This window comes from Symbiobacterium ostreiconchae, from assembly GCF_055396975.1.
Genome location: NZ_AP042454.1, coordinates 756,155 through 781,650 on the forward strand (window position 1 = coordinate 756,155; position 25,496 = coordinate 781,650).

General features: G+C 68.7%; 23 protein-coding genes. 1 reads left to right on the forward strand and 22 read right to left on the reverse strand.

The features are described 5' to 3' along the window. Positions 1-321: 321 nt before the first annotated feature. From ACZ5UM_RS03705 to ACZ5UM_RS03745, 9 genes are all read right to left on the reverse strand, one after another. On the reverse strand, positions 322-2,463 hold the full coding sequence (locus ACZ5UM_RS03705) for an acetate--CoA ligase family protein (protein WP_464847014.1): 2,142 nt from the start codon (positions 2,461-2,463) through the stop codon (positions 322-324). Beyond that, on the reverse strand, positions 2,463-3,335 hold the full coding sequence (locus tag ACZ5UM_RS03710; RefSeq protein WP_464847015.1) for a thiamine pyrophosphate-dependent enzyme: 873 nt from the start codon (positions 3,333-3,335) through the stop codon (positions 2,463-2,465). The genes ACZ5UM_RS03705 and ACZ5UM_RS03710 overlap by 1 nt, the downstream gene beginning before the upstream one ends. Beyond that, positions 3,328-4,545: a transketolase C-terminal domain-containing protein gene (locus tag ACZ5UM_RS03715; RefSeq protein ID WP_464847017.1), complete on the reverse strand. Its 1,218-nt coding sequence runs from the start codon at positions 4,543-4,545 to the stop codon at positions 3,328-3,330. The genes ACZ5UM_RS03710 and ACZ5UM_RS03715 overlap by 8 nt, the downstream gene beginning before the upstream one ends. Continuing rightward, entirely contained in the window at positions 4,545-4,856 is a 312-nt protein-coding gene (locus ACZ5UM_RS03720) for a 4Fe-4S binding protein (RefSeq protein WP_464847019.1), read from the reverse strand. The genes ACZ5UM_RS03715 and ACZ5UM_RS03720 overlap by 1 nt, the downstream gene beginning before the upstream one ends. Continuing rightward, positions 4,810-5,358, reverse strand: coding sequence for a 2-oxoacid:acceptor oxidoreductase family protein (locus ACZ5UM_RS03725; RefSeq protein ID WP_464847020.1), 549 nt, complete (start codon positions 5,356-5,358; stop codon positions 4,810-4,812). The genes ACZ5UM_RS03720 and ACZ5UM_RS03725 overlap by 47 nt, the downstream gene beginning before the upstream one ends. A 42-nt stretch (positions 5,359-5,400) precedes the next feature. Beyond that, entirely contained in the window at positions 5,401-6,180 is a 780-nt protein-coding gene (locus ACZ5UM_RS03730; RefSeq protein ID WP_464847021.1) for an IclR family transcriptional regulator, read from the reverse strand. 77 nt (positions 6,181-6,257) lie between these two features. Beyond that, positions 6,258-7,700, reverse strand: a complete 1,443-nt coding sequence (locus tag ACZ5UM_RS03735; RefSeq protein ID WP_464847022.1) for an SLC13 family permease — start codon at positions 7,698-7,700, stop codon at positions 6,258-6,260. 426 nt (positions 7,701-8,126) lie between these two features. After that, the gene (locus ACZ5UM_RS03740) at positions 8,127-9,302 is read right to left on the reverse strand and encodes a pyridoxal-phosphate-dependent aminotransferase family protein (protein WP_464848269.1); all 1,176 of its coding nucleotides are present in this window, start codon (positions 9,300-9,302) and stop codon (positions 8,127-8,129) included. A gap of 57 nt (positions 9,303-9,359) precedes the next feature. Next, a complete protein-coding gene (locus ACZ5UM_RS03745; RefSeq protein ID WP_464847023.1) occupies positions 9,360-9,836 on the reverse strand; it encodes a bifunctional nuclease family protein in 477 nt (158 codons plus the stop codon). Between the two features lie 150 nt (positions 9,837-9,986). On the opposite strand from ACZ5UM_RS03745, the gene ACZ5UM_RS03750 reads away from it, so the two are divergent. Then, a complete protein-coding gene (locus tag ACZ5UM_RS03750; RefSeq protein ID WP_464847024.1) occupies positions 9,987-10,688 on the forward strand; it encodes a molybdenum cofactor biosynthesis protein in 702 nt (233 codons plus the stop codon). 48 nt (positions 10,689-10,736) lie between these two features. On the opposite strand, the gene ACZ5UM_RS03755 is transcribed toward ACZ5UM_RS03750, so the two are convergent. The 13 genes from ACZ5UM_RS03755 to hutH all read right to left on the reverse strand — a co-directional run bounded on the left by ACZ5UM_RS03755 (position 10,737) and on the right by hutH (position 25,452). Further along, the gene (locus ACZ5UM_RS03755) at positions 10,737-12,827 is read right to left on the reverse strand and encodes a hypothetical protein (protein ID WP_464847025.1); all 2,091 of its coding nucleotides are present in this window, start codon (positions 12,825-12,827) and stop codon (positions 10,737-10,739) included. Between the two features lie 84 nt (positions 12,828-12,911). Beyond that, entirely contained in the window at positions 12,912-13,718 is an 807-nt protein-coding gene (locus ACZ5UM_RS03760) for a type III pantothenate kinase (RefSeq protein ID WP_464847027.1), read from the reverse strand. 4 nt (positions 13,719-13,722) lie between these two features. Further along, positions 13,723-14,517 carry a type III pantothenate kinase gene (locus tag ACZ5UM_RS03765; protein ID WP_464847028.1) on the reverse strand — a complete coding sequence of 265 codons (795 nt, stop codon included), beginning with the start codon at positions 14,515-14,517 and terminating at the stop codon, positions 13,723-13,725. 327 nt (positions 14,518-14,844) lie between these two features. After that, positions 14,845-15,684, reverse strand: coding sequence for a carboxylating nicotinate-nucleotide diphosphorylase (gene nadC / locus ACZ5UM_RS03770; RefSeq protein WP_464847030.1), 840 nt, complete (start codon positions 15,682-15,684; stop codon positions 14,845-14,847). Positions 15,685-15,742: 58 nt separating this feature from the next. Beyond that, a complete protein-coding gene (folK, locus tag ACZ5UM_RS03775; RefSeq protein ID WP_464847031.1) occupies positions 15,743-16,270 on the reverse strand; it encodes a 2-amino-4-hydroxy-6-hydroxymethyldihydropteridine diphosphokinase in 528 nt (175 codons plus the stop codon). Further along, complete coding sequence (gene folB, locus ACZ5UM_RS03780; RefSeq protein WP_464847032.1) at positions 16,267-16,632, reverse strand: dihydroneopterin aldolase; 366 nt, start codon at positions 16,630-16,632, stop codon at positions 16,267-16,269. Before folB ends, folK begins: the two co-directional genes overlap by 4 nt. 8 nt (positions 16,633-16,640) lie before the next feature. Continuing rightward, positions 16,641-17,426 (reverse strand): dihydropteroate synthase, encoded by a 786-nt coding sequence (folP, locus tag ACZ5UM_RS03785; RefSeq protein WP_464847033.1) that lies wholly within the window; start codon positions 17,424-17,426, stop codon positions 16,641-16,643. Between the two features lie 159 nt (positions 17,427-17,585). Continuing rightward, on the reverse strand, positions 17,586-19,256 hold the full coding sequence (locus ACZ5UM_RS03790; protein WP_464847034.1) for a formate--tetrahydrofolate ligase: 1,671 nt from the start codon (positions 19,254-19,256) through the stop codon (positions 17,586-17,588). Between the two features lie 33 nt (positions 19,257-19,289). Beyond that, on the reverse strand, positions 19,290-19,937 hold the full coding sequence (locus ACZ5UM_RS03795) for a cyclodeaminase/cyclohydrolase family protein (protein ID WP_464847035.1): 648 nt from the start codon (positions 19,935-19,937) through the stop codon (positions 19,290-19,292). A 9-nt stretch (positions 19,938-19,946) separates the two neighbouring features. Then, on the reverse strand, positions 19,947-21,224 hold the full coding sequence (gene hutI, locus ACZ5UM_RS03800; RefSeq protein ID WP_464847036.1) for an imidazolonepropionase: 1,278 nt from the start codon (positions 21,222-21,224) through the stop codon (positions 19,947-19,949). Between the two features lie 91 nt (positions 21,225-21,315). Beyond that, positions 21,316-22,215 carry a glutamate formimidoyltransferase gene (gene ftcD, locus ACZ5UM_RS03805; protein ID WP_464847037.1) on the reverse strand — a complete coding sequence of 300 codons (900 nt, stop codon included), beginning with the start codon at positions 22,213-22,215 and terminating at the stop codon, positions 21,316-21,318. A 32-nt stretch (positions 22,216-22,247) separates the two neighbouring features. Further along, positions 22,248-23,903 carry a urocanate hydratase gene (hutU, locus tag ACZ5UM_RS03810; RefSeq protein WP_464847038.1) on the reverse strand — a complete coding sequence of 552 codons (1,656 nt, stop codon included), beginning with the start codon at positions 23,901-23,903 and terminating at the stop codon, positions 22,248-22,250. Positions 23,904-23,928: 25 nt separating this feature from the next. Beyond that, entirely contained in the window at positions 23,929-25,452 is a 1,524-nt protein-coding gene (hutH, locus tag ACZ5UM_RS03815; protein ID WP_464847039.1) for a histidine ammonia-lyase, read from the reverse strand. Positions 25,453-25,496 lie beyond the last annotated feature (44 nt).

Below are 25,496 nucleotides of genomic sequence, written 5' to 3' on the forward strand. Positions count from 1 at the left end.
TGACCTTCGCCCCGCACCCGCCCCATCTACTGCACCGCCCTTTGGCAGCCTCGGGTTTTGCTGTGGTTCGCCAGCTCACCCAGGCGGCACAGCCTCGTATGAGGTTCGTGTTCCTCGGGTCGTGGCTTTGCCTCCGGCTTCCTCCAGATTCCGCCTCGCGACGGACACCCTTGCCTTTGGCTAGCGGGCTCGTGCTGCCTCGCCCGCAGCGGACTCTCACCGCCAAGTCAGCGCCCATGCCGGGCGCACAAAGCCCGGCGCCGGCAGCAGATGCTGCCGGCGCCTGAAGTGCCCGTTGAAGACCGTTTTCGGGTTGTACACCTACTTGGCGCCCTGCACGATGACCCGGGCGTCCAGCACGGCCAGCCCGTGCTCCTGAACGAGCACCGGATTGAGGTCCATCTCCCGGATCTGCGGGTTGGCCACGGCGATGTTGCCCACCCTCACCAGAAGATCGGCCAGGGCTTCCACGTCCTTCGGCGCGGCGCCGCGGGCGCCCCGCAGAACGGCGGAGGCCTTCGTCTCGTCGATCATGGCCAGCGCCTCCTGGCGCGTGAACGGGGCCACCCGGAAGCTGACGTCCTTGAAGACCTCGACGAAGATACCGCCCATGCCGAACATGATCACCGGGCCGAACTGCGGGTCGCGCGTCATCCCGACGATGACCTCTGCGCCGCCGGTGACGAACGGGGTCACCACCGCACCCAGGATCTCCGCGTCGGGGGCCTTGGCCCGCACGCCCTGCATCATCTCATCGTAGGCCCGGCCCACAGCCTCCCGGTCCTTCAGGTTCAGCCGCACGCCGCCGTAATCGCTCTTGTGGAGGATCTGCGGCGAGACGACCTTAATGACCACCGGGTAGCCGATCGAGTCGGCGGCCTCCATTGCCGCCTCGCGGTTGCGGGCGAACAGGCACGGGTGCGTCTTCACCCCGGCGTCGCTGAGCAGGTGGACCGCCTCGTGCTCCAGGAGGTTGCGCTCCTGCCGGATGGCCTCCCGCACGGCGGGGTGGACCTCGGTCGCGTCGATCTCCACCGCGCCCGCTGCAGCCGCCTCCGCGGCGGCCCCGGGGGCCAGGCGCGCTGCGGCCTTGGTGAGGTTGATCAAGGCCCGGGCCGCGCGCTCAGGCGTTTCGAACGTGGGCAGCCCGTTCTCCTCCAGGTGGCGGCGGGCGGCGGCCATCGACTCGCCCATCATGAAGTTGATGACGACGGGCTTGTCGTACGTCTTGGCCACCTTCGCCACCTCCCTGGCCACCCACTCGGCCGGCAGGAAGGTCGGCGGAACGCTAATCAGGATGACCGAGTCGACGTTGGGATCCTCCAGGACGATGCGGAGCGCCTCGGCGTGCTGCTTCTCCATGGCGGCGGCGGTCATGTCCACGTAGCCGTTCGGCTTGGCGATCATGGCCATCGGCGGCAGGACCTTCGCCAGCTTCTCCTGCGTCTCCTGCGTGAGCGGGGCAAGGGTCACGCTGCCGTCGGCGCCCAGCTCGTCCATGGCGATGATGCCCGGTCCGCCGGCCTCGGTGAGGATGCAGACCCGGTTGCCCTTCGGCATGGGCAGCATGGAGATCGCGCGCGCGGCGTCGACAAGCTCGGTCATCGTCTGCACGCGGATGATGCCGCACTGCGCCAGCGCCGCGTCGTACACCCGGTCGGAGCCCGCCAGGGCGCCGGTGTGCGAGAGGGCGGCCTTGGAGCCCAGCTCCGTGCGGCCCACCTTCAGAAGCAGGATGGGCTTCTTGCGGGTGATGCGATCGGCCAGCCGCATCAGCTCCCGGCCGTCGCGCACGCTCTCGACGTAGCCGGCGATCACCTTCACGGTGGGATCCTCACCGAAATACTCGAGGAGCTCGAGGTTGGTCACATCGCTCATGTTGCCCACGTGGCCCCACTTGGCGAAGCCCATCGGGGCCGGCTCGGCGTGACCGGCCATCAGGATCGTCCCGCCGGCCGCGCCGCTCTGGGTAAACACGGCGATGTTCCCCTTCACCATCTTGAGGCCGGGGTGGAAGCTGGTAACCAGATTGTTCTCGGTGTTGATGACACCGACGCAGTTGGGGCCCATCACCCGGATCCCGGCCTGTTTGGCGATCTCCAGCGTCTCCCGCTCCAGGGCCACCCGCTCGGGGATGCCGGTCTCCGAGAAACCGGCGGAGACGATGATGGCGGCCTTCACGTCCCCGCGGGCGGCGGCCTCCCGCATGACGCCGGGCACGTGCGGCGCCGGCACGGCGATCACGACCAGGTCGCACTCGCCGGGCACCGCGGCCAGCGAGGGGTAAACCTTCAGGCCCAGCAGTTCAGTCTCACCGGGGTTCACGGGGTAGAGATTCCCCGTGAACCCCTCGACTACCATGGACCTGAGGATCTGGTGCGAGGCCTTGTTCGGGTTCTTCGAGGCGCCTACGACAGCTATGCCCTTGGGGTAGAAGAACGAGTGCAGCGAACTGGCCTCCACTAGTGGTTCACCCTTTCAAGCAGCTTCTCGTACTCGGCATCGACGAACGCCTGGATGGCGGCGATGTCCTCGTCGGTCAGGGACCGGAACCGGCGCTGCATCCGCAGGTACCGCTCCACGGGCACGGGGTCGTTCACCGTGACGGTCAGGCGGTACTTGCCGTTGACGACCTCGTACAGCGGCCAGATGCGGGTCTTGACGGCCAGTTCCGAGATCTCCACCGACTTCTCGGAGGGATAGCCCCAGCCCGTCGGGCAGGGCATGAACATGTGGATGTAGGCCGGTCCGCCACAGTCCCGCGCCTTCAGGACCTTGCGCCGCAGATCCTCGGGGTAGAAGGCGGAGGCGCTGGCGACGTACGGGATCCGGTGGGCCACCGCGATCGCCAGCATGTCCTTGCGGAAGTTCCGCTTGCCGGCGGGCGTCGTGGTGGTCCGGGCGCCGTACGGCGTCGAGCCGCTGCCCTGGATGCCCGTGTTCATGTACGCCTCGTTGTCGGAGCAGATGTAGATGATGCGGTCGCCCCGCTCCAGGGCGCCGGACAGGCTCTGCAGGCCGATGTCGACCGTGCCGCCGTCGCCGGCAAAGGCCACGACGTTCACGTCCTCAATGCCCTGGACCTCCAGGCCGGCGCGGATGCCGGCCGCGATGGCAGCCGTATTTTCCAGGCACCCCTGGATGCCTGCGACCTTAACGGCCGTCTCCTTGCCGTAGCCCGAGAACATCGCCGCGCACCCGGGAGGAATCACGAGGATGGTCCGCTCGCCCAGGGCTCCCAGGACCGTGCGCATCGCCAACTCCAATCCGCAACCGTGACAGGTGCTGATGCCATGAGCCACCAGGCCTTTGGCCTCCGACTTCAGCTCATACACGCTGCTTCACCTCCCGGATCTCCATCGCGTCGGGCCGCACGTCCACCCACTGCATGGCCGTGGGCGCCGGAGCCCCAGCGGCAATATCGAGCAGCTGGTTGAAGACCTTCCTCATGATCGCGGGCGACAGGTCACGGCCGGCGAGGCCGCCCATGAAGCCGACCACGCGGTGCGGCGTGTCGGAGCACGACAGGGCGGCGCGCACCTCGGTGCAGACGGGGCCCACTTCGGCGCCCAGGCCCGCGGTCCGGTCCATGACGCCCACCACGGGGACGTTGCGCAGGACCTCGCGCAGCTGCTCCACCGGGAACGGACGGAAGCAGACGATCCGCAGCACGCCGACTTTCTTGCCCTGCTCGCGCAGCTGGTTGACGACGTACTTGGCCGTGCCGGACATGGAGCCCATCGCTACCAGGACGACCTCCGCGTCCTCGCACCGGTAGGCGTCGAGGATGTGGTACCGGCGCCCGAACCTCCGGGCGAACTCCTCCTGCACTTCCTCCAGCACCGTCAGGGCGTTGTCGAAACCGACCTTCTGCTGCCAGCGCATCTCGGTGAAGTCTCCGGGCGGCGTCAGGTCGTTGACGAACATCGGATCCTCCACATCCAGGTACATGTTCTGCTTCTTATAGGGAGGCAGGAACGCGTCCACCTCAGCCTGATCCGGCACGATGACGGCCTCCGAGGTGTGCGAGAGGAAGAAGCCGTCCATGCAGACCATCGTCGGCGTCAGCACCCGCGGATCCTCCGCCAGCCGGTAGGCCATCAGGACCGTGTCGAGCACTTCCTGGCAGTTCTCCACGTAGAGCTGGATCCAGCCGGAGTCGCGCTCGGCCATGGTGTCCTGGTGGTCGCACCACAGGGACCACGGGCTGACCAGGGAGCGGTTCACGACCGGCATCACGATCGGAACCCGGCAGCCGGATGCCAGACCGAGGACCTCGTGCATCAGGGCGAGGCCCACCGACGAGGTGGCCGTGCCGGTGCGGACGCCCGTGAGCTGTGCGCCGACCGCGGCGGACATCGCGGTGTGCTCGGACTCCACCCGGATGTACTTGGCCTTCAGGGAGCCGTCTGCGACATAATCCGCGAGCCGCTCGGCCAGCGGGCTCTGGGGAGTAATCGGGTACGCCGAGACGACCTGGACGCGGGCAAGCCTCATCGCTTCGGCCGCGGCGCCGTTACCGTCGAGCAGTTTGCGGACGGACATCAGCGCACACTCCTTTCCGGAACCATCTCAATCGCCTTGAGCGGGCACACCTCGGCGCAGATGCCACAGCCCTTGCAGTACTCCATGTCGATGGTGACGGGGACGCTCCGGTCCTTGCGGTCCATGGAGAAGAGGTCCGAAGGGCAGTAGCGGGCGCACTTGCTGCACCGGTTGCACAGCTCCTGGTTCACCACGGGACGGTGCGTGCGCCAGGTACCGGTCTTGGTCGCCTGGAACACGGTGGCGCACGGGCCGTAGACGTACCTATAGCCGCTTGACGGCTGCGTAGCACTGGCGTGCAGCTTCGACATTCAACTCTCCCGCCTTTCCTTTGAACGTGTCCTTCAGCGCAGCACAGATCGCGTCAATGCTGACAACGCCGGTCGCCGCAAACGCGCCCAGCATGGCCGAGTTGGGGATCTCCGCCCCGATGGTCTCCAGCGCCGTCTTCGTGGCGTTCACGTACCGGACGGCGCCGAAACCGCGGGCGAACGGGAAGTCCGTGGGCGCCTCATGGTGGTTGACCAGAAACTCTGTGTTCGCATGCGCTCCCTGGAGCACGTCAACGCCCTTGTCCAGGACGGCAAGGTCAAAGACCAGCACGTGGTCGGGCTCATACACGAAGGACTTCAGCAGAATGGGTTTGTCGTCGACGAACAGGTCGGAGTACACCGGAGCTCCGCGACGCTCGTGACCGTAGGCGGGCACGGACTGGGCGTATTTTCCTTCGTGGACGACGATGGCCTGCGCCAGGATCTTGGCGGCAGTCACGACGCCCTGCCCACCCAAGCCGTAGAACTTGATCTGTAGCATGCTTCAGCCTCCTTACACACAGGCTTATGTCACCCGCGGAACCTACCACTTCACGGAGGGATTCCAGCCCAGCGTCCGGGAAAGCTCCTCGGCCTGTTCCATGACCAGCTGCCGGAACTCGTCGAACCGGCGGTGCATGCGCACGGCCGAACCCGAGATGCTCATGGCGGCGATCACCTGCCCGCGGTTGTTCCGCACCGGGGCGGCGATGCACATGAGGCCTTCCTCGCTTTCCTCCATGTCGGTGCCGTAGCCCCTGGCCCGTATCTCCTGCAGACAGCTGCGAAGTTGGTCCGGATCGGTAATCGTGTTGGCCGTGTACCGCTTGAACTGGGTCTGCCGCAGGTAGGCCTCCAGCTCGTCGTCCGGAAGGTGGGCCAGCAGCGTCTTGCCTGTGGCGGTGATGTACGCGGGCATACGCGCTCCGATCGTCGACCCCATGCTCATCGCCCGGCCGCTCTCCGCCTTGTTGATGAAGATGATGTGCCCCTCGTCGAGTATCGCCAGGTGCGCGGCCTCGCCGGACTTCAGGACGAGCGTGTCCAGGAAGGGCCGGGAGTCCTTGACGAGGTCAATCTGGCGGAGCGCGAGTCCCCCGATGTACAGGGCCTTCATTCCCAGGCGATACTTGTCGTTGGCCGGGTTCTTGGCCAGGAAGCCCCTGGCCGCCAAGGTGGACACCAGGCGGAAGACCGTGCTCTTGCCCAGCCCCAGCTTCCGGCTCAGTTCGGCAATCCCCAGTTCGGGTTCCGTCACCGAAAACGACTCCAACACGCGCAGGGCGTTGTCGACAGACTGCAGGATCGACTGTTCTCGAGCCAAGCGTTTCCCTCCAGTTGCACCGGTGAAGGGGGTGATGCCTGCCGACCGGGCCGTCAGGCATCACCCGGCCTTCTGACCTAGATAATCCCGATCATCTGGGCGAGGTACATGGCGCAGGCCATAATGACCAGCCAGACCAGGGAGATGACCAGGCCGGGCTTCATCATCTGGCCGAAGGTCCAGTACTTGTAGTTGTACGTCACAAGCGGGATGGGATCCAACGGCAGCACGAACACGCAGGAAGCCGTGAAGCCGATGGGAATCGCGAGCAGCGCCGGGTTGATGCCCATCTCCACCGCCAGTGCGGCCAGGACGGGGATGGACACGGCGATCGTGGCGTTGGCGACGGGGATGACGTAGTGGGAGAAGATGCCCCAGGCCGTGACCACCAGCAGGGTCACGAACACGCCGGCCGTGGCCAGGCCGCCCAGGAGCGAGGAGGCGATCCAGGAGGCGGCCCCGGTCGAGGAGAGCGCCATTCCCACGGCGTTCGCGCCACCGATCAGGAAGAGCACGTCCCAGCCGATCCGGCCCTTCACGTCATCCCAGGTGAGCAGATCGATGCCCGGGAGGAACAGAGCCATCGCCGCCAGGATCGCAACCACGGCGGTGTCGATCTTGTTCCACGGCTGCGTGAACCAGAGCACCAGGGCGCAGGCGAACACCGCCAGGAACTTCTTCTCCCGCACGGTCATCGGGCCGAGCTCGTCCCGCTGCTTCGCCACGTCTTCGAGCCCCTTCACCGTGTCGATCTCGGGCGGGCAGAACTTCAGCACGATCCACCAGGCGATGAACGTGAGGATCAGCGCCACAGGGAACCCGATCGCGGTCCACTGCAGGAAGTTAATGTCGACGTTGGCCGTACTCTTCAGGAGCGAGATGGTCAGCACGTTCAGGCCACTGCCGGCCGGCGTGGCAAACCCGCCGATCGCCGCCGCGATGGGGATGCCCATCATCACGGCGCGGCCGAAGTTGGACTTGCCGGGTTCGCAGTGGTTCTGCTGGAGAATCGGATGGGCGATGCCGGCGAAGATGATCGCCGTCGGGATGTCAGCCAGAACCGCCGAGATGATGCTGGTCGGCAGCATGTAGCTGAGCAGCACCCGGTCGGAACGGGTACCGAACATGCCGCTGACCTTCAGCGCCACGCGCCGGCCGAGGCCCGTCTGGACGAATCCGGTCGCCAGGATGAAGGCCGCAAAAACGAAGACCACCGTGGCGATCATGAAGTTGGACAGGGCTTCCTTCGTCGGGACGATCTTCAGGAGGCCCATCAGCATGATGGCGGCACAGGTCACCACTGCAGAGGGAATAACTTCCGTAACCCACAAGATCACGGCGGAGATGATAAAGGCGATGGATTTCAGTGCTTCATGGGAAAGGCCTTCGGGTCGGGGGAGGTTGCTGATGATCAGGTAGACAGCGACTGCTGCGAGGAGGATCAACACCTTCTTCAGATCGAACGTCGAGCTTGACCCGGTCGAGGCAGGCGTCTTGTCCTTCTGAACCGACGCGGCCATGCTGGTACCTCCCTTTCGCAAACGTGAGTTGCAGCTGCTTGGGACTCGACTCCTGGTGGGTCCGTTCAGTGTCGCCGGAACAGTTCACTCGCCAGTGTCCTGGGGATTCCCGCCTCCTTTCGTTCCTCTCCGCGGCACGCCGTTCTTCTACTCGGCATGGTTCCCTCGAGGGCCCCGGGAATCCTGCGGATATTTGGGAGCATTCTTCGCATGGGCCGAGAGGTGGATTGGCGGAGGACGAAGGAAGTGCCTGTGCGCGTTCCGGTGGGGTCTTCGGTCAGGGGGGACGAACCGCCCAAGGGACAAACACGCGAAAAATGCGGCTGCTGCCCGTTCCGCACGGGCAGCAGCCGCAGCCGTCATCATCCGGACACGCGCGACTTGGTTTACAACCAGTACTTAAGGTGGACCCCTTCCGGACCGGCGCTACCGCTTGTACACCTCGCGCGCAGCCGCCACCGCCGCGCCCCGCTCACAGCGGTACCCCTGCTCCGCCAGGGCCGCCTCCAGGGCGCCCAGGAGCGTCAGGACCGGCGCAGGGTTGGCGTTCACACCCATCAGGCCCACGCGCCACGCCTTGCCGGCCAGCGGGCCGAAGCCGCCGGAGATCTCGATGTTCTGCTCCAGCAGCCGGCGGCGAACCGCCAGGTCGTCGATGCCCTCGGGGATGTTGATCACGTTCAGCATGGGCAGCTGCTTCCCACGGGCAAAGAGCGTGAGCCCCATCGCCTCCAGGCCGGCGACGAACGCCTCGTGCGCCTTGCGGTGCCGGGCGAAGCGGGCCTCCAGCCCCTCCTCCAGGGCGATCCGCAGGGCCTCCCGCATGGCGTAGATCATCGTGATCGGCCCGGTGTGATGGAACACCCGGGTGTTGGCCTTGCCGTCGCCCCAGTAGGCGAAGAGCAGGTTCAGATCCAGGTACCAGGACTGGCACTTGGTCTTCCGGCTGGTGACGACCTCCATGGCCCGGGGGCTGAAGGTGACCGGCGAGAGTCCGGGCGGGGCGCCCAGGCACTTCTGCGAGCAGGACGCCGCCGCGTCCACGTCCCATTCGTCGATCTTCACCGGCATGCCGCCCAGCGACGTCACGCAGTCGATGGCAATGAGCGCGCCGTACCGGTGGGCAATCTCGGCCACCGGCGCGATCTCCTGCTCCACTCCGGTCGAGGTCTCCGCGTGCACCAGGGCCACCAGCTTGGCAGGCTTGCGCCGCAGCTCCTCCTCGAACCGCTCGGGGGGAATCGCCTCGCCGTAGGGCGCCTCGATCACCCGCACGTTCGCCCCCGTGCGCGAGGCCACGTCGGCCATCCGCTGGCCGAAGTAGCCGATGATGCCCACCACCACATCATCGCCCGGCTCCAGCAGGTTGACCATCATCGTCTCGACGCCGGCCGAACCCGTGGCCGAGATGGGCACCGTGTGGTGGTTCTTCGTCTCGTAAAGCTCCCGCAGCCAGCCCATGGTCTCGTCCATGATCGCCAGGAAAGCAGGATCCAGATGGCCGATGACCGGCGTGGCCATCGCCCGCAGGATCCGCGGATCCACGTTGGAAGGGCCGGGGCCCATCAGAAGGCGCGCGGGCGGGTTCAGTTCTCCGAGCATACGTTGCAATCCAGGTCCCTCCTCGCAAGTGGCTCGTTTCACAGAAGGTCCGCCCTGCTAATGCAGGACGGGCTCGCTTCCTTCACCATCGTCCTCGGGCAGCCGCAGGCGCCCTTCCCGCTCTGACAGTTCGTTCTCATCAAGGCCCGCCTCCTCCAGTACCCGCTCTTCGGCCAGGATGGGCACTTTCAGCCGGAGCGCCAGGGCCAGGGCGTCGCTGGGGCGGGCGTCAATGACGAGTTCCCGGCCGTCTGCAGTGTGCAGCTCCAGGTTGGCGAAAAACGTCCGGTCGCGGTAGTCCCGGATGACCACCCGGGTCAGCGTTGCCCCCAGGGCCTCCATCACCCGCAGGGTGAGCTCGTGGGTCAGCGGGCGGGGCGTCCTGACCCCTTCGACTTCCAGCGCGATGGCCCGGCCCTCCAGCAGACCCACTTCCATCACCAGGAGGCGCTTGAGGGCCGCCGCGCGCAGAACCAGGATGACGGTTGCGGTCTCCTCGATCATGGCCACACTCATGAGGTCCACGCCAACCATATGGACTGCCCCCCTTCCCAAGGTCAAGTATACGCCACCGGCTCTCCCGTGGAAAGCGCAGGTCCCGGTACGGGCCCCGACCGGGTGGACGGGCTCTCCCCCCTGGTCTATACTGTAGGCAAGTCATCGCGATTCCCGGGAGGGTTCCCAGTGGTAACGGTAAAACTCTTCGCGGCAGCGGCCGATGCCGTAGGCCGGCGGACCCTGGAGGGCGAGTGGGCCGGCCTCACGCCCGCGCAGCTTCTCGAGCTCCTCACGCAGCAGTACCCGAACCTGGCCCGTCTCGTCCCGGTGCTCTCCGTGGCGGTCAACCGTGAGTATGCCACCCCCGACCGCGTGCTAGCCGACGGCGACGAGGTGGCGCTCATCCCCCCGGTCAGCGGCGGCGCCCAGGAAGCCGGACGCCCGCTGTTCGAGATCACCTCCGAGCCTCTCTCCGCCGACGAAATCGCCGCCCGGGTGACCAACCCGCACTCGGGCGCCACCCTGGTGTTCGTCGGCACCGTGCGGGAATGGACCCGGGGCCGGCGAACGATCCACCTGGAGTACGAGGCCTATCCCGAAATGGCCGTGGCCCAGATGGAGCAGATCGGCCGGGAGATCGCAGAGCGCTGGCCCGGCGCCAGGGTCGCGATCGTGCACAGGGTCGGCAGGCTGGCCATCGGGGAGGCCAGCGTCGTGATCGCGGTGGCCACCCCCCACCGGGCCGACGCCTTCGAGGCCTGCAGGCACGCCATCGAGCGGCTGAAGCAGATCGTCCCGATCTGGAAGAAAGAGGTCTGGGAAGACGGCGAGGCCTGGGTCGGCAGCCAGCAAGGGCCGGACTGGATGCACGGCGGCGAGGGAAAATAGCGCACCGATAAGAAACAGCCTGCACGCACGGTGCAGGCTGTCTTGTCGCTACCGCAGCGTCCACCCGCCGTCGTAGCGGTAGTGGACGCAGAGGAGCCCCGTCTCGCAGAAGGACGCACCGCCGCCGGTCAGCGAGGCGGAAAGCCCCACGGCGCTCTGGACGACGAGGCCGCGGGCCGGCCGCTCGGCGCCCGGCGTGTACGTCACCCGCAGCGTCAGGAACATGTTGCGGCTGACGGGCTCATCCAGCGCGTCGACCGGCACCCACCGGCCGCCCTCCTGGCGGTAGGCGATCAGCACCGCCGCCCGGTCGGAGCGGCCCAGCAGCAGGAGCCGCTTCTCCTGCCCGGCCTGGACGATCTGGGCGCCCTCCCACCGCGTCACAAGCCCGTCGTAGGTCTTCACCAGCTCGGCCTGTCCCGGGGCGTGGATCATCGCCAGGTGCATGCCGTTGGGGCTCGCCGGCAGGGCGATCAGCCGGGTGTTCTCCCCGACGTCGAACACCTGAATGCCCAGCGACCCGTCGGGATCAATCAGCTGGCCCAGGCGTCCGCCCGGCAGGGAGGCCGGGTCGACCTGCCTGAGAAACTCGCCCAGCTGGCCCGCGGCCCACACCAGATCCTCCTCCGCGTGCGGCCGGCGGAGCTCGCCCATGTAATGGGTGAGCAGCGGCAGTGCGTGGAGCCGGTCGTCCACCCACGTCAGGTGGTAGCACCGGTCGGGGGACTGGCACACCGCCACGTGCGGCTCCTCGCCGTCCTCCAGCCGGACGGCAAACTCCGGGTGCAGCTCCCGCTCCCAGGAGATCGTGATGCGGTCGGGCCCCACCTCGCCAATGTTCCAATACGGCGCCCGGGTCACGTAGCCCACCCAGTCCGCGGCGTACTGCCAGTCGTTCCCCGCGTCCAGCCGGAGCAGGTAGACGGTGCGGCTCGCCGTCTCCTGTTCCTCCTCGCCGAGCGACTCGTCCACCACCAGCAGCATCGCCGGAATCCCGCGGTGCGCCATGGCCCGCACCGCTTCCACCGCGCCCGGCAGGGCCAGGGCCCGGGTCATGGGCACGCCGCCGGTCCGGAACTGGACCAGGTTGAAGACGCGCCCCTTCAGATACTCGCCCGGCGCAGGCAGGGTCAGCACCTGTACGGAGAGCCCGCGCCCCTCGTCCCCGAGGGTCCGGGAACCGGCCGGAAGGCGCGCGGTGAAGCTCTCGGACCAGCCCGCCTCCAGCTGGCGGGTCAGCTTCGCCTTCGCCAGGTTCCACGCCGCCTCCGCCGCCTGCTGGCGGGAGGTGCCCACCAGCGCCGTCACCGCCTCGGGGCAGTCGCCCTCCCGCTGGCACCGCCGCAGCGGATCCGCGGCGATGTCCAGGAGCGCAAACGCGTCGAAGCGCGATTCATCCACCAGCCTGAACCCGCCGTCCCACTTCAGGAAGACCTCCGGGGCCAGGTGCAGCGAACCGTCCTCCGCATGGAAAACGGGCTCGAGGCGACCCTGCTCCACCGTGGCCTGCAGCGCGCCGTCCGCCGCCGCGAGCCGGACCGGGCCGTAAGTCCCTTCCATTCCGGCGAAGGCGTCGGCCACCAGCTCAAAGGGGCCCCCGGCGGGGCCTGCGAAATGCACGAGGTAGCCGGTCCGCTCGTCCTCCTGCAGGACGAGGGTGATCTGCCGCGTGCCCGGGACATCGTACAGGTGCGCGGCGATCAGCCGGCCGGCGGGTAGCGGCGAAAGCTCAAAGGCGCGCGCCGTGCTGCCGGACCGCACCTGGACGGCGATCCGGTCGATCTCATCCACCAGGGTCCGCCCCGGCAGAGCCAGCGCGTACAGGTGGATGCCGGCGCCCAGGTCCGTATGGCGGACCATCGCGTCCACGCCCGGCCGCGGGGAGGCCGCCCACTCCTCATCCGGGATCTCGAACGACTCAGGCCGGCTGAGCAGATCCAGCAGCGCGCGCACGGCGTTCTCGGCGGCCGTGCGGCGCTGTGCGCTCGAAGCGGTGCCGTCGAAGGCCGCCGCAGCACGCTCGCGCAGCTTGTCCAGCGTGGGGGCCTCCTCCTGCGGCGCCGTCTTGTTGGCACAGCCGGTCAGCATGAGCATCAGGGCGACGAGCACACAGGCCGCCCGCGTTCGCAACTTGATCATGGGGTACCTCCGATGACAGGATGGCGTTGTGTACCGCTACGCCACTGTTTCGCCCGAGCGCTCGCCCATTCCTGCCCGGCGGCCCTACGCCTCCGCCGAGGCATCCGGCCAGTTCAGCTCGTACATCCGCCGGATCCCCTGCAGGGTCAGATGGGGGTCGACCAGCTCAATGGTCCGGCTCTCCGCCGCCACCATCGCGGCGAGCCCGCCCGTCGCCACCACGACCGGGGTCTGACCCTCCGGCGCCATCTCCCGGGACAGCCGGCGCACCAGGCCGTCCGCCAGCCCGGCGAAGCCGAACACGATGCCCGACTGCATGCTGACGACCACGTTCCGCCCGATCACCGCCTTCGGCCGCTGGATCTCGACCCGCTGCAGGAGCGCGGTGCGGCGGGTCAGCGCCTCCGCGGCCGTGCGGATGCCGGGCGCGATGACGCCGCCGAGGTACTCGCCCCGGTCGCTCACGCATTCCAGCTTGGTCGCCGTGCCGAAGTCCACGACGATGACTGGCCGTCCCTGGGGGCGCCCGTAGATCTCCCACCCCGCCACGGCGTTCACCAGGCGGTCGGTCCCCAGGGCGGAGGGGTTGTCGTACCGAATCGCCGGGAGGCTGCGCAGATCGCTGGTCAGCTCCTTCAGCTCCACCTTCAGGTACTGCTGGACCGCGCGGCCGAGAATCGGGTTGAGGGGCGGCACCACCGAGGCCATGGCCGCGCAGGTAATGTCCGCCGGCGTGTAGCCGTCCCGCTCCAGCATCTGGATCAGGCGCAGTCCGTACTCATCCGATGTCGCGGACCGGTCGGAGGCCATGCGCCACGTGGCGATCAGCTCGTCTTCCAGGAAAAGGCCCGCGGTGACGTTCGTGTTCCCGATGTCGACAGCCAGGAGCATGGCGCTACCTTCCTCCCCGCGCGTGGGCCTGATGCCGCTCGTAGATGATCCGCAGTCCGTTCAGCGTGAGGAACGGGTCGTAGTGCTGGATGCTCTCGCACTCACCAAGGAGGAGTTCGGCCTGCTCGCCGGTCGCGACGACCTTGCACCCCTGCCCTTTCGGATCCAGCTCACGGGCCATGCGCGCCACCAGCTCGTCCACCAGGCTGGCAAAACCGAAGATGATGCCCGACTGCATGGCGTGGACCGTGTTCCGGGCCAGGGCGCTCCGCGGCCGCACCAGCTCGACCCGGGGCAGCTTCGCGGCAAACTGGAAGAGCGCGTCCGCCGAGACCACGATGCCGGGCGCGATGACGCCGCCCAGGTATTCCCCCCGGGCGGAGATGGCGTCGAGGATGATCGCGGTGCCGAAGTCCACCACGATCAGCGGGCCGCCGTACTTCTCGAACGCGGCCACCGCGCCGACGATCCGGTCCGCCCCGACCTCCCGCGGGTTGTCGTACCGGATCATCATGCCCGTCCGGACACCCGGCCCGACCACCAGCGGCTTCAGGTTGAAGTACTTCTGACACATCCACTCCAGTGTCGGGATCAGCGGCGGGACGGACGACGCGATCGCGGCAGCGGCGACCTGTCCGGGTGAGAAGCCGGCGCGCACCATGAGCTGAGTGAACAGCATGCCGTATTCGTCCTGGGTCCGGTTCGGGTCAGTGGTGAGGGTCCACTCCGCGAGCAGATCCTGCCCCTCGAACACGCCCGCCACCATGAACGTGTTCCCGACGTCGACGGTGAGCAGCAACCGTGCAAGACCTCCTCAGTGGCCGGCCCGCACTGCGCGGGTCCAGCCCTACAAAAACTCATGCACGATTATAGCACGACTGCGTGCGGCCCGGGTCAACGACCCGGGCCGCATGCCAACCGCTATGCAGTTCGGAGTCGATAACCCCAGCACCTCCACGGGAACCGACTCGGAAGTCCCCTCCTCCCCCCTGGCGGCCCGTCTGATTCTCTGCGGGTAAGGCCCGCCGCCGTCCCGCCTGGGGGTTCGGTCCCTTCCTGTGCCTTTATTATAATCGATGGTCAGCCCCACTGACCACTCAATCTTCAGGTTTCTTCTTCCAGCACTTTAGTCGCCCACCGCTAGACCGAAGGGCAGGGGTCTTGCCGTATGGGTGAGGTCGCACACGCTGATGATGTCCACGCCCGTCTTCGCGATCTCGATGAGGTGAGCGGTGTCCGCGGAGCCGCAGGCCTCGGTCACGGCCTTCCCGGAGGCCAGTTCCACGGCCTTTTTCAGCGTGTCGGGGTCCATGCCGACCAGCCTGAGGATGTCCGCGCCGGCATCGAGCGCCTCCTGCACCTGCTGCAGCGAGTCCACCTGTACCGCGACGCGGCTGGTCGGCGGCGCGCTCTTCCGGGCGGCGACCACCGCCTCGCGCACGCCGCCCGCCAGGGCCAGGTGGCCGGACCGGATCAGGATGGCGTCAGCCAGCCCGTGGGGCAGATTCTGCCCACCCCCGGTCCGCACGGCATACTGCTCGATCAGCCTGAGGCCTGGGGTCGTCTCCCAGCCGGCCACCAGGCGCGCGTGGTAGTACTTGATCGCGTCCGCCAGGCGCCGGGTCTCGCTCGCGATGCCGCTCATCCTCTGCAGCAGGTTGAGCGCCATGCGCTCCGCGGTCAGGATCGGCCGCGCCAGACCGGAGATCGTCGCGACCGGCGCGCCGGCCTCGATCTCGCTTCCCTCGGGCGCCAGGGGCTCGTAGACCAGCGTCGGGTCAAGTGCCAGGAAGGCCACCCGGGCCACAGGGTGCCCGCACAGAATGCCCGCCGCCCCTGCGACGATCCGAGCGGTACACCTGGCATCTGCCGGCACGACGGCAGACGTGGTCAGGTCGCCGGGACCCACGTCCTCCATGAGGGCCCTGCGCACCAATTCCTCGACGGCAATTGGGTTCAGGGTCATTCAGCAGACCTCCTCGTCTTCACGTTCCGGCTGCGCCGGCGTGTCTTGCCCATCTGTCTTATTGTACCCCTTGAATCTGCTTGAGCAAAGAGGCCCCGTCCCGAACCCGGAGCACCGCCTGGTCCGGCAGGCCGTCGAGCCGGGCCTGCAGCCGCCCGCGGCGGATCCCGGCCACGGCCTCCTCCGCCGGCCAGATCTCCAGGAGCGGCGCCAGCACGAAGGCGCGCTCGAACATGCGCGGGTGCGGCAGCGTGAGGCGCGGCTCGTCCAGCCTCGTCTCGCCGTGGAGCAGGATGTCGATGTCGATGGTGCGCGGCCCCCAGCGCACCAACCGCACCCGCCCAAGGGCCGTCTCGATGGACTGGGTCAGCGCCAGCAGGGCGTATGGGTCCAGGTCCGTCTCCAGCAGGGCCGCGCAGTTGAGGAAGTCCGGCTGATCCGTGAGCCCCTGCGGGGCCGTGCGGTACAGGCTGCTCACCGCGAGCAGCCGGTTTCCCGGGCTGGCGGCCAGCCGCCTCAGGGCCTCGATGAGCTGCCCCTCCGGATCGCCGATGTTCGCCCCGAGCGACAGGTAGGCACGGGTCACGCTTCCCGCCTCCGCTGAATCTCCACCATCACGCCGCCCAGGGCGCCGGGAATCGGCGCGCGCGGCTTGTGCACCCGGATGGTCACGGCCTGCACGTTCGCATACTGGGCCAGGACCTCGGCGGCCACCCGCTCCGCCACGGCCTCGATCAGCTTGAAGGTGCTGCCCTCCACGATCGCCTTCACCGTGCGGTAGACCTTCCCGTAGTTCACCGTCTGCCGTATGTCGTCGTCCCTGCCGGCGCCCTGCAGGTCCAGGTAGAGCTCCGCGTCCACCAGGAACTCCTGCCCCAGGCGCGTCTCCTCGGGCAGCACGCCGTGGTAGGCGTAGAAGCGCATGCCCGTGATGACGATCCGATCCACGTCCCGTTTCACCCCTCAAAGCCGCCGCGGCCGGGCCGCACGATGGCGTCAGCCACCTGCGCCACCCGCTTCATCGCCCGCACGTCGTGTACCCGCAGGATGTCGGCGCCGCCCGCGATGCCGATCGCCACCGCCGCCGCCGTCCCCTCCAGCCGCTCCTCCGGCGGCAGGCCGCCCAGCACCTTCCCGATGGTCGACTTGCGGCTGACGCCCAGGAGCAGGGGCCGGTTCAGGACCCGCAGCTCGCCCAGCCGCCGGAGGACCTCCAGGTTTTGCAGGGGCGTCTTGCCGAAACCGATGCCCGGATCCAGGATCACCTGTTCCTCAGGCAGCCCCGCCTCCGCGGCCAGCTGCAGGGACCGGCGGAAGAAGGCCAGGATGTCGCCGATCAGCTCCCGGTATTCGGTGCCGTGCTGGTTGTGCATCACCACGACCGGGCACTGGTGACGGGCGGCGACCCGCGCCATGTCCGGGTCGCCCTGCAGCCCCCAGATGTCGTTGAGGATGTCCGCCCCGGCCTCCAGGGCCGCCTCGGCCACCGCGGCCTTCTGCGTGTCCACGGAGATGAAGGCATCCGGCGCCGCTCTGCGCAGGGCCGCGACCACCGGCAGAATCCGGCGCATCTCCTCCTCAGCCGGCACGGGCGCATAACCGGGCCGGGTGGATTCGCCGCCGATGTCGATAATGTCCGCGCCCTCCCGCAGCATCTCCAGGGCGCGGGCCACCGCCTGCTCCGGCTCCGCCCAGCGGCCGCCGTCGGAGAACGAATCCGGCGTCACATTCAGAATGCCCATGATCACGGACCGCTTTCCCAGTTCCAGCGTTCGGCCCCTGCAGGATATCCGCCACACCGCCTCAGTCACCTCGTATCGAAACTGTACGAAGGCCGGGGAGTGATTCGCCCCGGCCTCCGCTTCTCCCTGCACGCGGGAGCCCGTATCGCCCCGGCTCGCCTAGAACAGCCCGACGATCTCCCCGTCCTCGGAGACGTCGATCTGCTCCGCGGCGGGAATCGGGGGCAGCCCTGGCATCGTCATGATCTCGCCGGTGAGCGCCACCACGAAGCCCGCGCCGGCGCTGGGCCGCACCTCCCGCACCGTCAGCCGCCAGCCCGTCGGCGCCCCCAACCTCTTCGGGTCGTCGGAGAACGAGTACTGCGTCTTCGCGATGCAGACCGGCGCACGCCCGAACCCCTCGTTCTCCAGCTTCCGCAGCATGCGGCTGGCCTCCCGGGTGAAGTCCACCCCGTCGGCCCCGTAGATGCGGGTGGCGACCTTCTCGATCTTGGTCTTCAGGCTGTCGTCGTCGTCGTAGACAAAGCTGAAGCGGTTCGGTTCCTCGACCAGCTCCACCACCCGGTGTGCAAGCTCCACGCCGCCCTCGCCGCCGCGGGCGTGGACGTCCGCCACCACGGCCGTGGCGCCGGCCTCTTCGACCAGCTCGCGCAGCAGGCCGATCTCCGCCTCGGTGTCGGCGGCAAAGCGGTTGATCGCCACCACCGCGGGCAGGCCGAACACCTTCGTGACGTTGTGGAGGTGGCGCATCAGGTTGCTGCTGCCCTTCCGCAGCGCCTCCAGATCCTCGCGGCCCAGCTCGTCCTTCTTCAGCCCGCCGTGCATCTTCAGCGAGCGAATGGTGGCCACGATGACCACGGCATCAGGCCGCAGCCCCGCGAGCCGGCACTTGATGTCGATGAACTTCTCCGCCCCCAGGTCGGCGCCGAAGCCCGCCTCCGTGATCACGTAGTCCGCCAGCTTCAGGGCCAGGCGGGTCGCCGTGACGGTGTTGCAGCCGTGGGCGATGTTCGCGAAGGGCCCGCCGTGCACGAAGGCCGGGGTGTTTTCCAGCGTCTGGACCAGGTTCGGCTTGATGGCCTCCTTCAGCAGCGTCGCCATCGCGCCTTCCGCCTTCAGGTCCCGCGCGCGCACCGGGTCCCCTTCGTAGGTATACCCGACGATGATCTCGCCGCAGCGCCGCTTCAGGTCGGCCAAGTCCTCGGCCAGGCAGAGCGTGGCCATCACCTCGGAGGCCGGGGTGATCATGAACTCCTCCTGCCGGGGCACGCCGCCGTTCTTGCCGCCCAGGCCGACCACCACCGAGCGCAGGGCCCGGTCGTTCATGTCCAGCACCCGCTTGAACGTGATCTGCCGCGGGTCGATGCCCAGCTTGTTCCCCTGGTGCAGGTGGTTGTCGATCATCGCCGCCAGGAGGTTGTTGGCGCTGGTCACGGCGTGGAAGTCGCCGGTGAAGTGCAGGTTGATCTCGTCCATGGGAACGACCTGCGAATAGCCGCCCCCGGCCGCACCGCCCTTGACCCCGAAGGCCGGTCCCAGGGAGGGCTCCCGCAGGGCGATCACCGCCTTCTTGCCGATGCGGGACATCGCCTGGCCCAGCCCCACTGTCACCGTGGTCTTGCCCTCGCCTGCGGGGGTCGGGCTGATGGCGGTGACCAGAATCAGCTTGCCGTCGGGGTTGGACCGCACGCGCGGCCACACGTGTGCGGCCACCTTGGCCTTGTAACGGCCGTACAGCTCCAGGTCATCGGGGCCCAGTCCGATCTGCTCAGCCACCTTCGTAATCGGTTCCAGCCGTGCACGCTGTGCGATTGCGATGTCAGAGAGCAAGGTCCCTTCCTCCTCCACTGGTCGCCACACTGCCTACTGCTGCTTCATGAACCGAACCACCGGATCCGGAATCAGGCTGCGAAAGGCCTGCAGCACCTCCTCCCGCTCTCTGCGCATGCGCTCCACCGCCGCCGTCGCCTCCTGCCGGAAAGCTTCGTCCTGGATGGAGCCCAGGTTGATCGCCACGTTCCACAGGGCCCCCTCGAAGCCCGCTGAGGCCATCAGGAGCCCCACCACTGCATCGCTGGCGGCGTTGGGGTTGCCCTTGGCCACCACCGCCAGCGCGTGCCGCATGACCTCCAGGCAGCGTTCCATCGTCTCCAGCGGCGTGCGGGTGGCCTCCAGGTAGGCCGCCTGCACGGCCTTCCGCCGCTCCGCCTTCTCCTCCGCCGTCGCCTTGGGCAGGGCGAAGGCCGCCATCACCTGGTTGAACGCCGCCTGGTCCCGGTCCGCCAGGTCCAGCAGCGCCGCGGACTCCCGCCCGCCGGCCTCCTGGGCCGCGGCCATGTCGGCCTCCACCTCCCGGTACTTCTCCCGCCCCCGGGTCAGGCCGGCCACCATCGAGACCAGGCTGGCGCCCAGCGCCCCGGCCACCGCGGACACCGCCCCGCCGCCGGGGGCCGGGGTCGAAGCGGCCACCTGTTCGCAGAACGCCCCGATCGTCTGTTCAGCTGTGCGCATTCGTCGCCACTACCTCCTGACTACCCTTCCCTCGTCCACGATGAGCTTTCCCTGCTTGACGACCTTCTCCACCACGCCCATGCCCATGTGGTAGGGAATGTGCCAGTGGGTCGGCGTCGACAGGATGACCACATCAGCCAGTTTGCCCACTTCCAGCGAGCCCACCTCCGCCTCCAGGCCGATGGCGGCCGCGGCGTTGATGGTCGCCGCCGCCAGCGCCTCGCTGGGATCCAGCCCCATGTGCATGCACGCCAGCGTGATGATGAACGGCATCGCGTAGGCCGGGCACGAACCCGGGTTGAAGTCGCTGGCCAGGGCCACGGTGCAGCCCAGCTCGATCATGCGCCGGGCCCGGGCGTACGGCGCGTTCATCAGGCAGAACGAGGTGCCGGGCAGGCACACCGCCACGGTCCCCGCCTCGGCCAGCCGGGCAAGCCCCTCGTCCGTGGTGTGGAGCAGGTGCTCGGCGCTGATGGCCCCGAGCTCCGCCGCCAGCGCGGCCCCGCCCAGGTCCGAGAGCTCGTCGGCATGCACCTTCACGCCGAACCCCAGCGCTTTCGCCTTCTCCAGGATGCGGCGGGACTCCGCCACCGAGAAGACCCCCTGCTCGGTGAAGACGTCGACGTACCTCGCCAGGCCGGGCTGCGCGGCCACTGCCGGCAGCATCTCCTCCACCAGCAGGTCGACGTAGCCCTCCCGGCGGCTGCGGTACTCCGGCGGCACCTCGTGCGCGCCCATGAAGGTCGGCACGACAGTCAGCGGATGGCGGCGGCCCATTTCGCGGATCGCCCGCAGCTGCTTCAGCTCGTCGTCGGTGTTCAGCCCGTAGCCGGACTTCACCTCGACCGTGGTGGTCCCGTTCAGGGCCAGCTGATCCAGCCGCCTGAGGCCCAGATCCACGAGCTCCCCCTGGCTGGCGGCCCGCGTGGCCCGCACGGTCTTCAGGATGCCGCCGCCCCGCGCCGCCAGCTCCTGGTAGGTGGCACCGCCCAGGCGCAGGGCGAACTCCTCCGCCCGGTCGCCGGCGAAGCAGAGGTGCGTGTGCGGGTCGACGAAGCCCGGGATGACCGCCCGCCCCCGGGCGTCGATCACCTGGGTGCCGGGACCGGTCTCCACCGCAGCCAGCACCTCATCCGCCGGCCCCACGGCGACGATGCGGCCGTCCCGTGCGGCCAGCGCGCCGCCGGGGATGACCCCCGCATCCTTCATCCGGTCGCCCCGGCGCGGCCCCCCGGCCATCGTCACCAGCTCGCCTGCGCCCACGATCAGGAGATCCACCGGCGTCATGGCCATTTCACCCCCGCGCTTTCGCTCCGACGGCCGCCGTCGCCGTGACGGCGGCGCTCACGGGCCCGGCCGCTTGTCCGGCCAGCCGCCCTCACTCGACCAGCCGCTTCTCCAGCACCTGGTCGGTCTTGAAACCCTCGAGCCGCAGGTAATGGCGGGCCACGCCCACCAGGGCGTCGACGGGCACCAGCCCGACGATCTCCGAGCCCACCACCGGCACCCCGTACCGCTCCGCCTCCAGCCTGATCAGCTCAAACGCCCGGTGCAGCGGCGTCTCCTTGTAGTTGACCATGTTCATGCTCACCTGCACCTGATTGCGGTCGGCGAGGGGCACGGCGATCGCCTTGCAGTGCACCAGGCCGCCGCTGGAGCCGCGTACGGCCCTGGCGATCTTCCTCGCGATGGAAAGGTCGGAGGTGCCCAGGTTGACGTTGAAGGCGATGAGCGGCATGCGGGCCCCCACGGCGGTGCATCCCGCGGTGGGGTGGATCCGCTTCGGGCCGAAGTCCGGGTCTTTCGCCGGGTCGGCGCCGATCAGCTCGCGCAGCCCCTCGAACTCCCCGCGGCGCACGTCGGCGAGGTTGCGCCGCTCGGGGCGGGCCGCCGCCTCCTCGTAGAGGAAGACCGGCACCCCCATGTTGCCCAGAGCCTCGCCCACCTGCCGGGCCAGGGCGACGCAGTCCTCCATGGTGCAGCCCGAGACCGGCACGAAGGGGATCACGTCCACCGCGCCCATGCGCGGGTGGCTGCCCTTGTGGTGGTTCAGGTCGATGAGCCGGATGGCCGCCTCGGCCCCCCGGAGGGCGGCCCGGGCCACCGCCTCCGGCGAACCGATGAAGGTGACGACGCAGCGGTTGTGGTCGGCATCGGCCGAGACCGAGAGCACCTTCACCCCCTGGGCCGCGATGGCCCCGGCAATGGCCTCGATGACCTCGGGCCGGCGTCCCTCGCTGAAGTTGGGCACACACTGGACGAGCGCGTTCGGATTCAAGGAAACGCCTCCTCCCCCGGATGGACTCACGGTCACTCGTTCATGGGCAGCCGGATGCCCCGCTCCCGGGCGACCTGGAGCGCCTTCTCGTACCCGGCGTCCACGTGGCGCACCACGCCCATGCCCGGGTCGGTGGTCAGCACCCGCTCCAGACGCGTCCGCGCCTCCTCGGTGCCGTCCGCGACGACCACCATGCCGGCGTGCTGGCTGTAGCCGATGCCCACGCCGCCGCCGTGGTGGATCGAGACCCAGGTCGCGCCCGCGGCCGTGTTCACCAGCGCATTCAGCAGCGGCCAGTCGGCGACCGCGTCGGAACCGTCCTTCATCGCCTCGGTCTCCCGGTTGGGCGAGGCCACCGATCCGGCGTCCAGGTGGTCGCGCCCGATCACGATGGGCGCCTTCAGCTCGCCGCTCGCGACCATCTCGTTGAACTTCAGGCCCGCCTTGACCCGCTCGCCGTACCCGAGCCAGCAGATGCGGGCGGGCAGCCCCTGGAAGTGGACCTTCTTCTGCGCCATCTCCAGCCACCGGCGCAGCGACTGGTTCTCGGGGAAGAGCTCCATGATCGCCCGGTCGGTCTTGTAGATGTCCTCCGGGTCGCCGGAGAGCGCCACCCACCGGAAGGGGCCCTTGCCCTCGCAGAACAGCGGCCGGATGAAGGCCGGCACAAAGCCCGGGAAGGCGAAGGCGTCCTTCAGCCCTTCCTCGTACGCCTGCTGCCGGATGTTGTTGCCGTAGTCGAACACCACGGCCCCCGCCTTCTGCATGTCCAGCATCGCCTGCACGTGCTTCACGATGCTGGCCTTGGCCCGCCGGATGTACGCCTTCGGATCGGTCTTGCGCAGCTCAGCCGCCTCCTGCACCGAGAGCCCCTCCGGGACGTAGCCGTTCAGGGGGTCGTGGGCCGATGTCTGGTCGGTCACCACATCGGGGATCACCCCGCGGCGGACCAGCTCCGGGTAGACCTCCGCGGCGTTGCCCAGCAGGCCGATGGAGAGCGGCTCGCCCTTGGCCTGCGCTTCCCGGGCCCACGTCAGGGCCTCGTCCAGGCTGCGGGTCATGCGGTCCAGGTAGCGGTGATCCAGACGGCGCTGGATGCGCGCCTCGTCCACCTCCACGATGATGGCGACGCCCTCGTTCATCGTCACCGCCAGCGGCTGGGCGCCGCCCATGCCGCCCAGGCCCGCGGTGAGGGCCAGCCGTCCCTTCAGGCTGCCGCCGAAGTGCTGCCGGGCGGCCTCGGCGAACGTCTCGTAGGTGCCCTGCAGGATGCCCTGCGTCCCGATGTAGATCCACGAGCCGGCGGTCATCTGGCCGAACATCATCAGCCCCTTGCGCTCCAGCTCCCAGAAATGCTCCCAGGTGGCCCAGCGGCCGACCAGGTTGGAGTTGGCGATCAGGACGCGCGGGGCCATGCGGTGGGTGCGGAAGATCGCGACGGGTTTGCCGGACTGAATCAGGAGCGTCTCGTCGTCCTCCAGGCTGCGCAGCGCCCTGACGATGGCGTCGAAGGCTTCCCAGGAGCGGGCGGCCTTGCCGCGGCCGCCGTACACCACCAGATCCTCCGGCCGCTCCGCCACCTCAGGGTCCAGGTTGTTCATGAGCATCCGCAGGGCGGCCTCCTGCTGCCACCCCTTGCACGAGAGCTGCGTGCCGCGCGGGGCGCGAACCGTCCGGGTCATCTCCATACCCCCTCGTTGCTCGATGACTGCTCTACTCCAGGGTTCCCACCACCGCCTCCACGGCGGCGACCAGTTCCCCGCTGTGCACAAGGTCCGCGAGGGCCTCAATGTCCGGCGCCAGCACCCGGTCGCCGCTGAGCGGCGCCACGCGCTCACGCACCGCGTCGTAGGCGGCGCGGGTGGCCGGGGCCAGCCGGTCCGGGCCGACGAACTCCAGCGCCTGGGCGGCGCAGAGCAGTTCGATGGCCAGCACACGGCGCACGTTGGTCACCACCTGCCGCGCCTTGCGGGCGGCCGTGGTTCCCATCGAGACGTGGTCCTCCTGGTTGGCGCTGGACGGAATGGAATCCACGCTGGCCGGGTGCGCGAGCACCTTGTTCTCGCTCACCAGCGACGCCGCCGTGTACTGGGTGATCATCAGCCCCGAGTGGACCCCGCCGTTGCGGGTGAGGAAGGCCGGCAGCCCGGAAAGCTGCGGGTTGACCAGCCGCTCGATGCGCCGCTCCGCGATGTCGCCCAGCTCGGCGACGGCGATCGCCAGGTAGTCCATGGCCAGCGCGACCGGCTGCCCGTGGAAGTTGCCGCCGGAGATCACCTCGTCATCCTCGGGGAACAGCAGCGGGTTGTCGGTTACGGCGTTCATCTCCCAGTCCAGCACCTGGGCGACGTGTTCGATCGCGGTGCGGCTGGCGCCGTGCACCTGCGGAAGGCAGCGCAGGGTGTACGGATCCTGGGTGCGCATCTGCCCGGGCCGGGTGGTGAGGCGGGAGCCCTGGGTCAGGCGGCGCAGGTTGCGGGCCGCGGCCTGCTGCCCCGGGTGCAGCCGCAGCGACTGCACGCGCGGGTCCCAGGCCGACGGAATGGCTCCGAGCGCCTCGGCCGTCATGGCCGCGGCGATGTCGGCCGTCTTCAGCAGCACCTGTGCGTCGTGCAGGCCGAGGCTGCCCAGGGCGGTCATCGCCTGCGTGCCGTTGATCAGGGCGAGCCCTTCTTTGGCCGTCAGCGTGAGCGGGCGCAGCCCCACCCGCTGCAGGGCCTCCGCCCCCGGCAGCCGCTCGCCCCCCACGATCGCCTCGCCCAGGCCGATCAGCGGAAGACACATATGCGCGAGCGGCGCGAGGTCGCCGCTCGCGCCCAGGGAGCCCTGCTGCGGCACGACGGGGATGAGGCCCAGGTTGAGGAAGGCGACCAGCATCTCCAGCGTCTCCACCCGGATGCCCGAGTGGCCGCGCGCAAGCGCCTGCGCGCGCAGCAGAAGCATGGCCCGCACCACTTCGGGCGCGAGCGGCTCGCCGACGGCGCAGGCGTGGCTCATCAGTAGATTGCGCTGGAGGGCCGCTGTCTGTTCAGCCGAAATGGGAACATCACTGAACTTCCCAAAGCCAGTGGTGATGCCATAAACCGGCCGGCGCTCGCGCGCCAGCCGCTCCACCATCTCGCTCCCCCTGGCTACCTGCTGCCGCACCTCCGGCGGAAGCGCGACGCGCGCGCCGTGCCGGGCGACAGCCACGACTTCCGGGAGGGTCAAGTGGGCGCCGAGTTCAACCGTATCCATGCAGTGAACCTCCCGCATTAGCCTGCTCTCATTATAGGAACCGC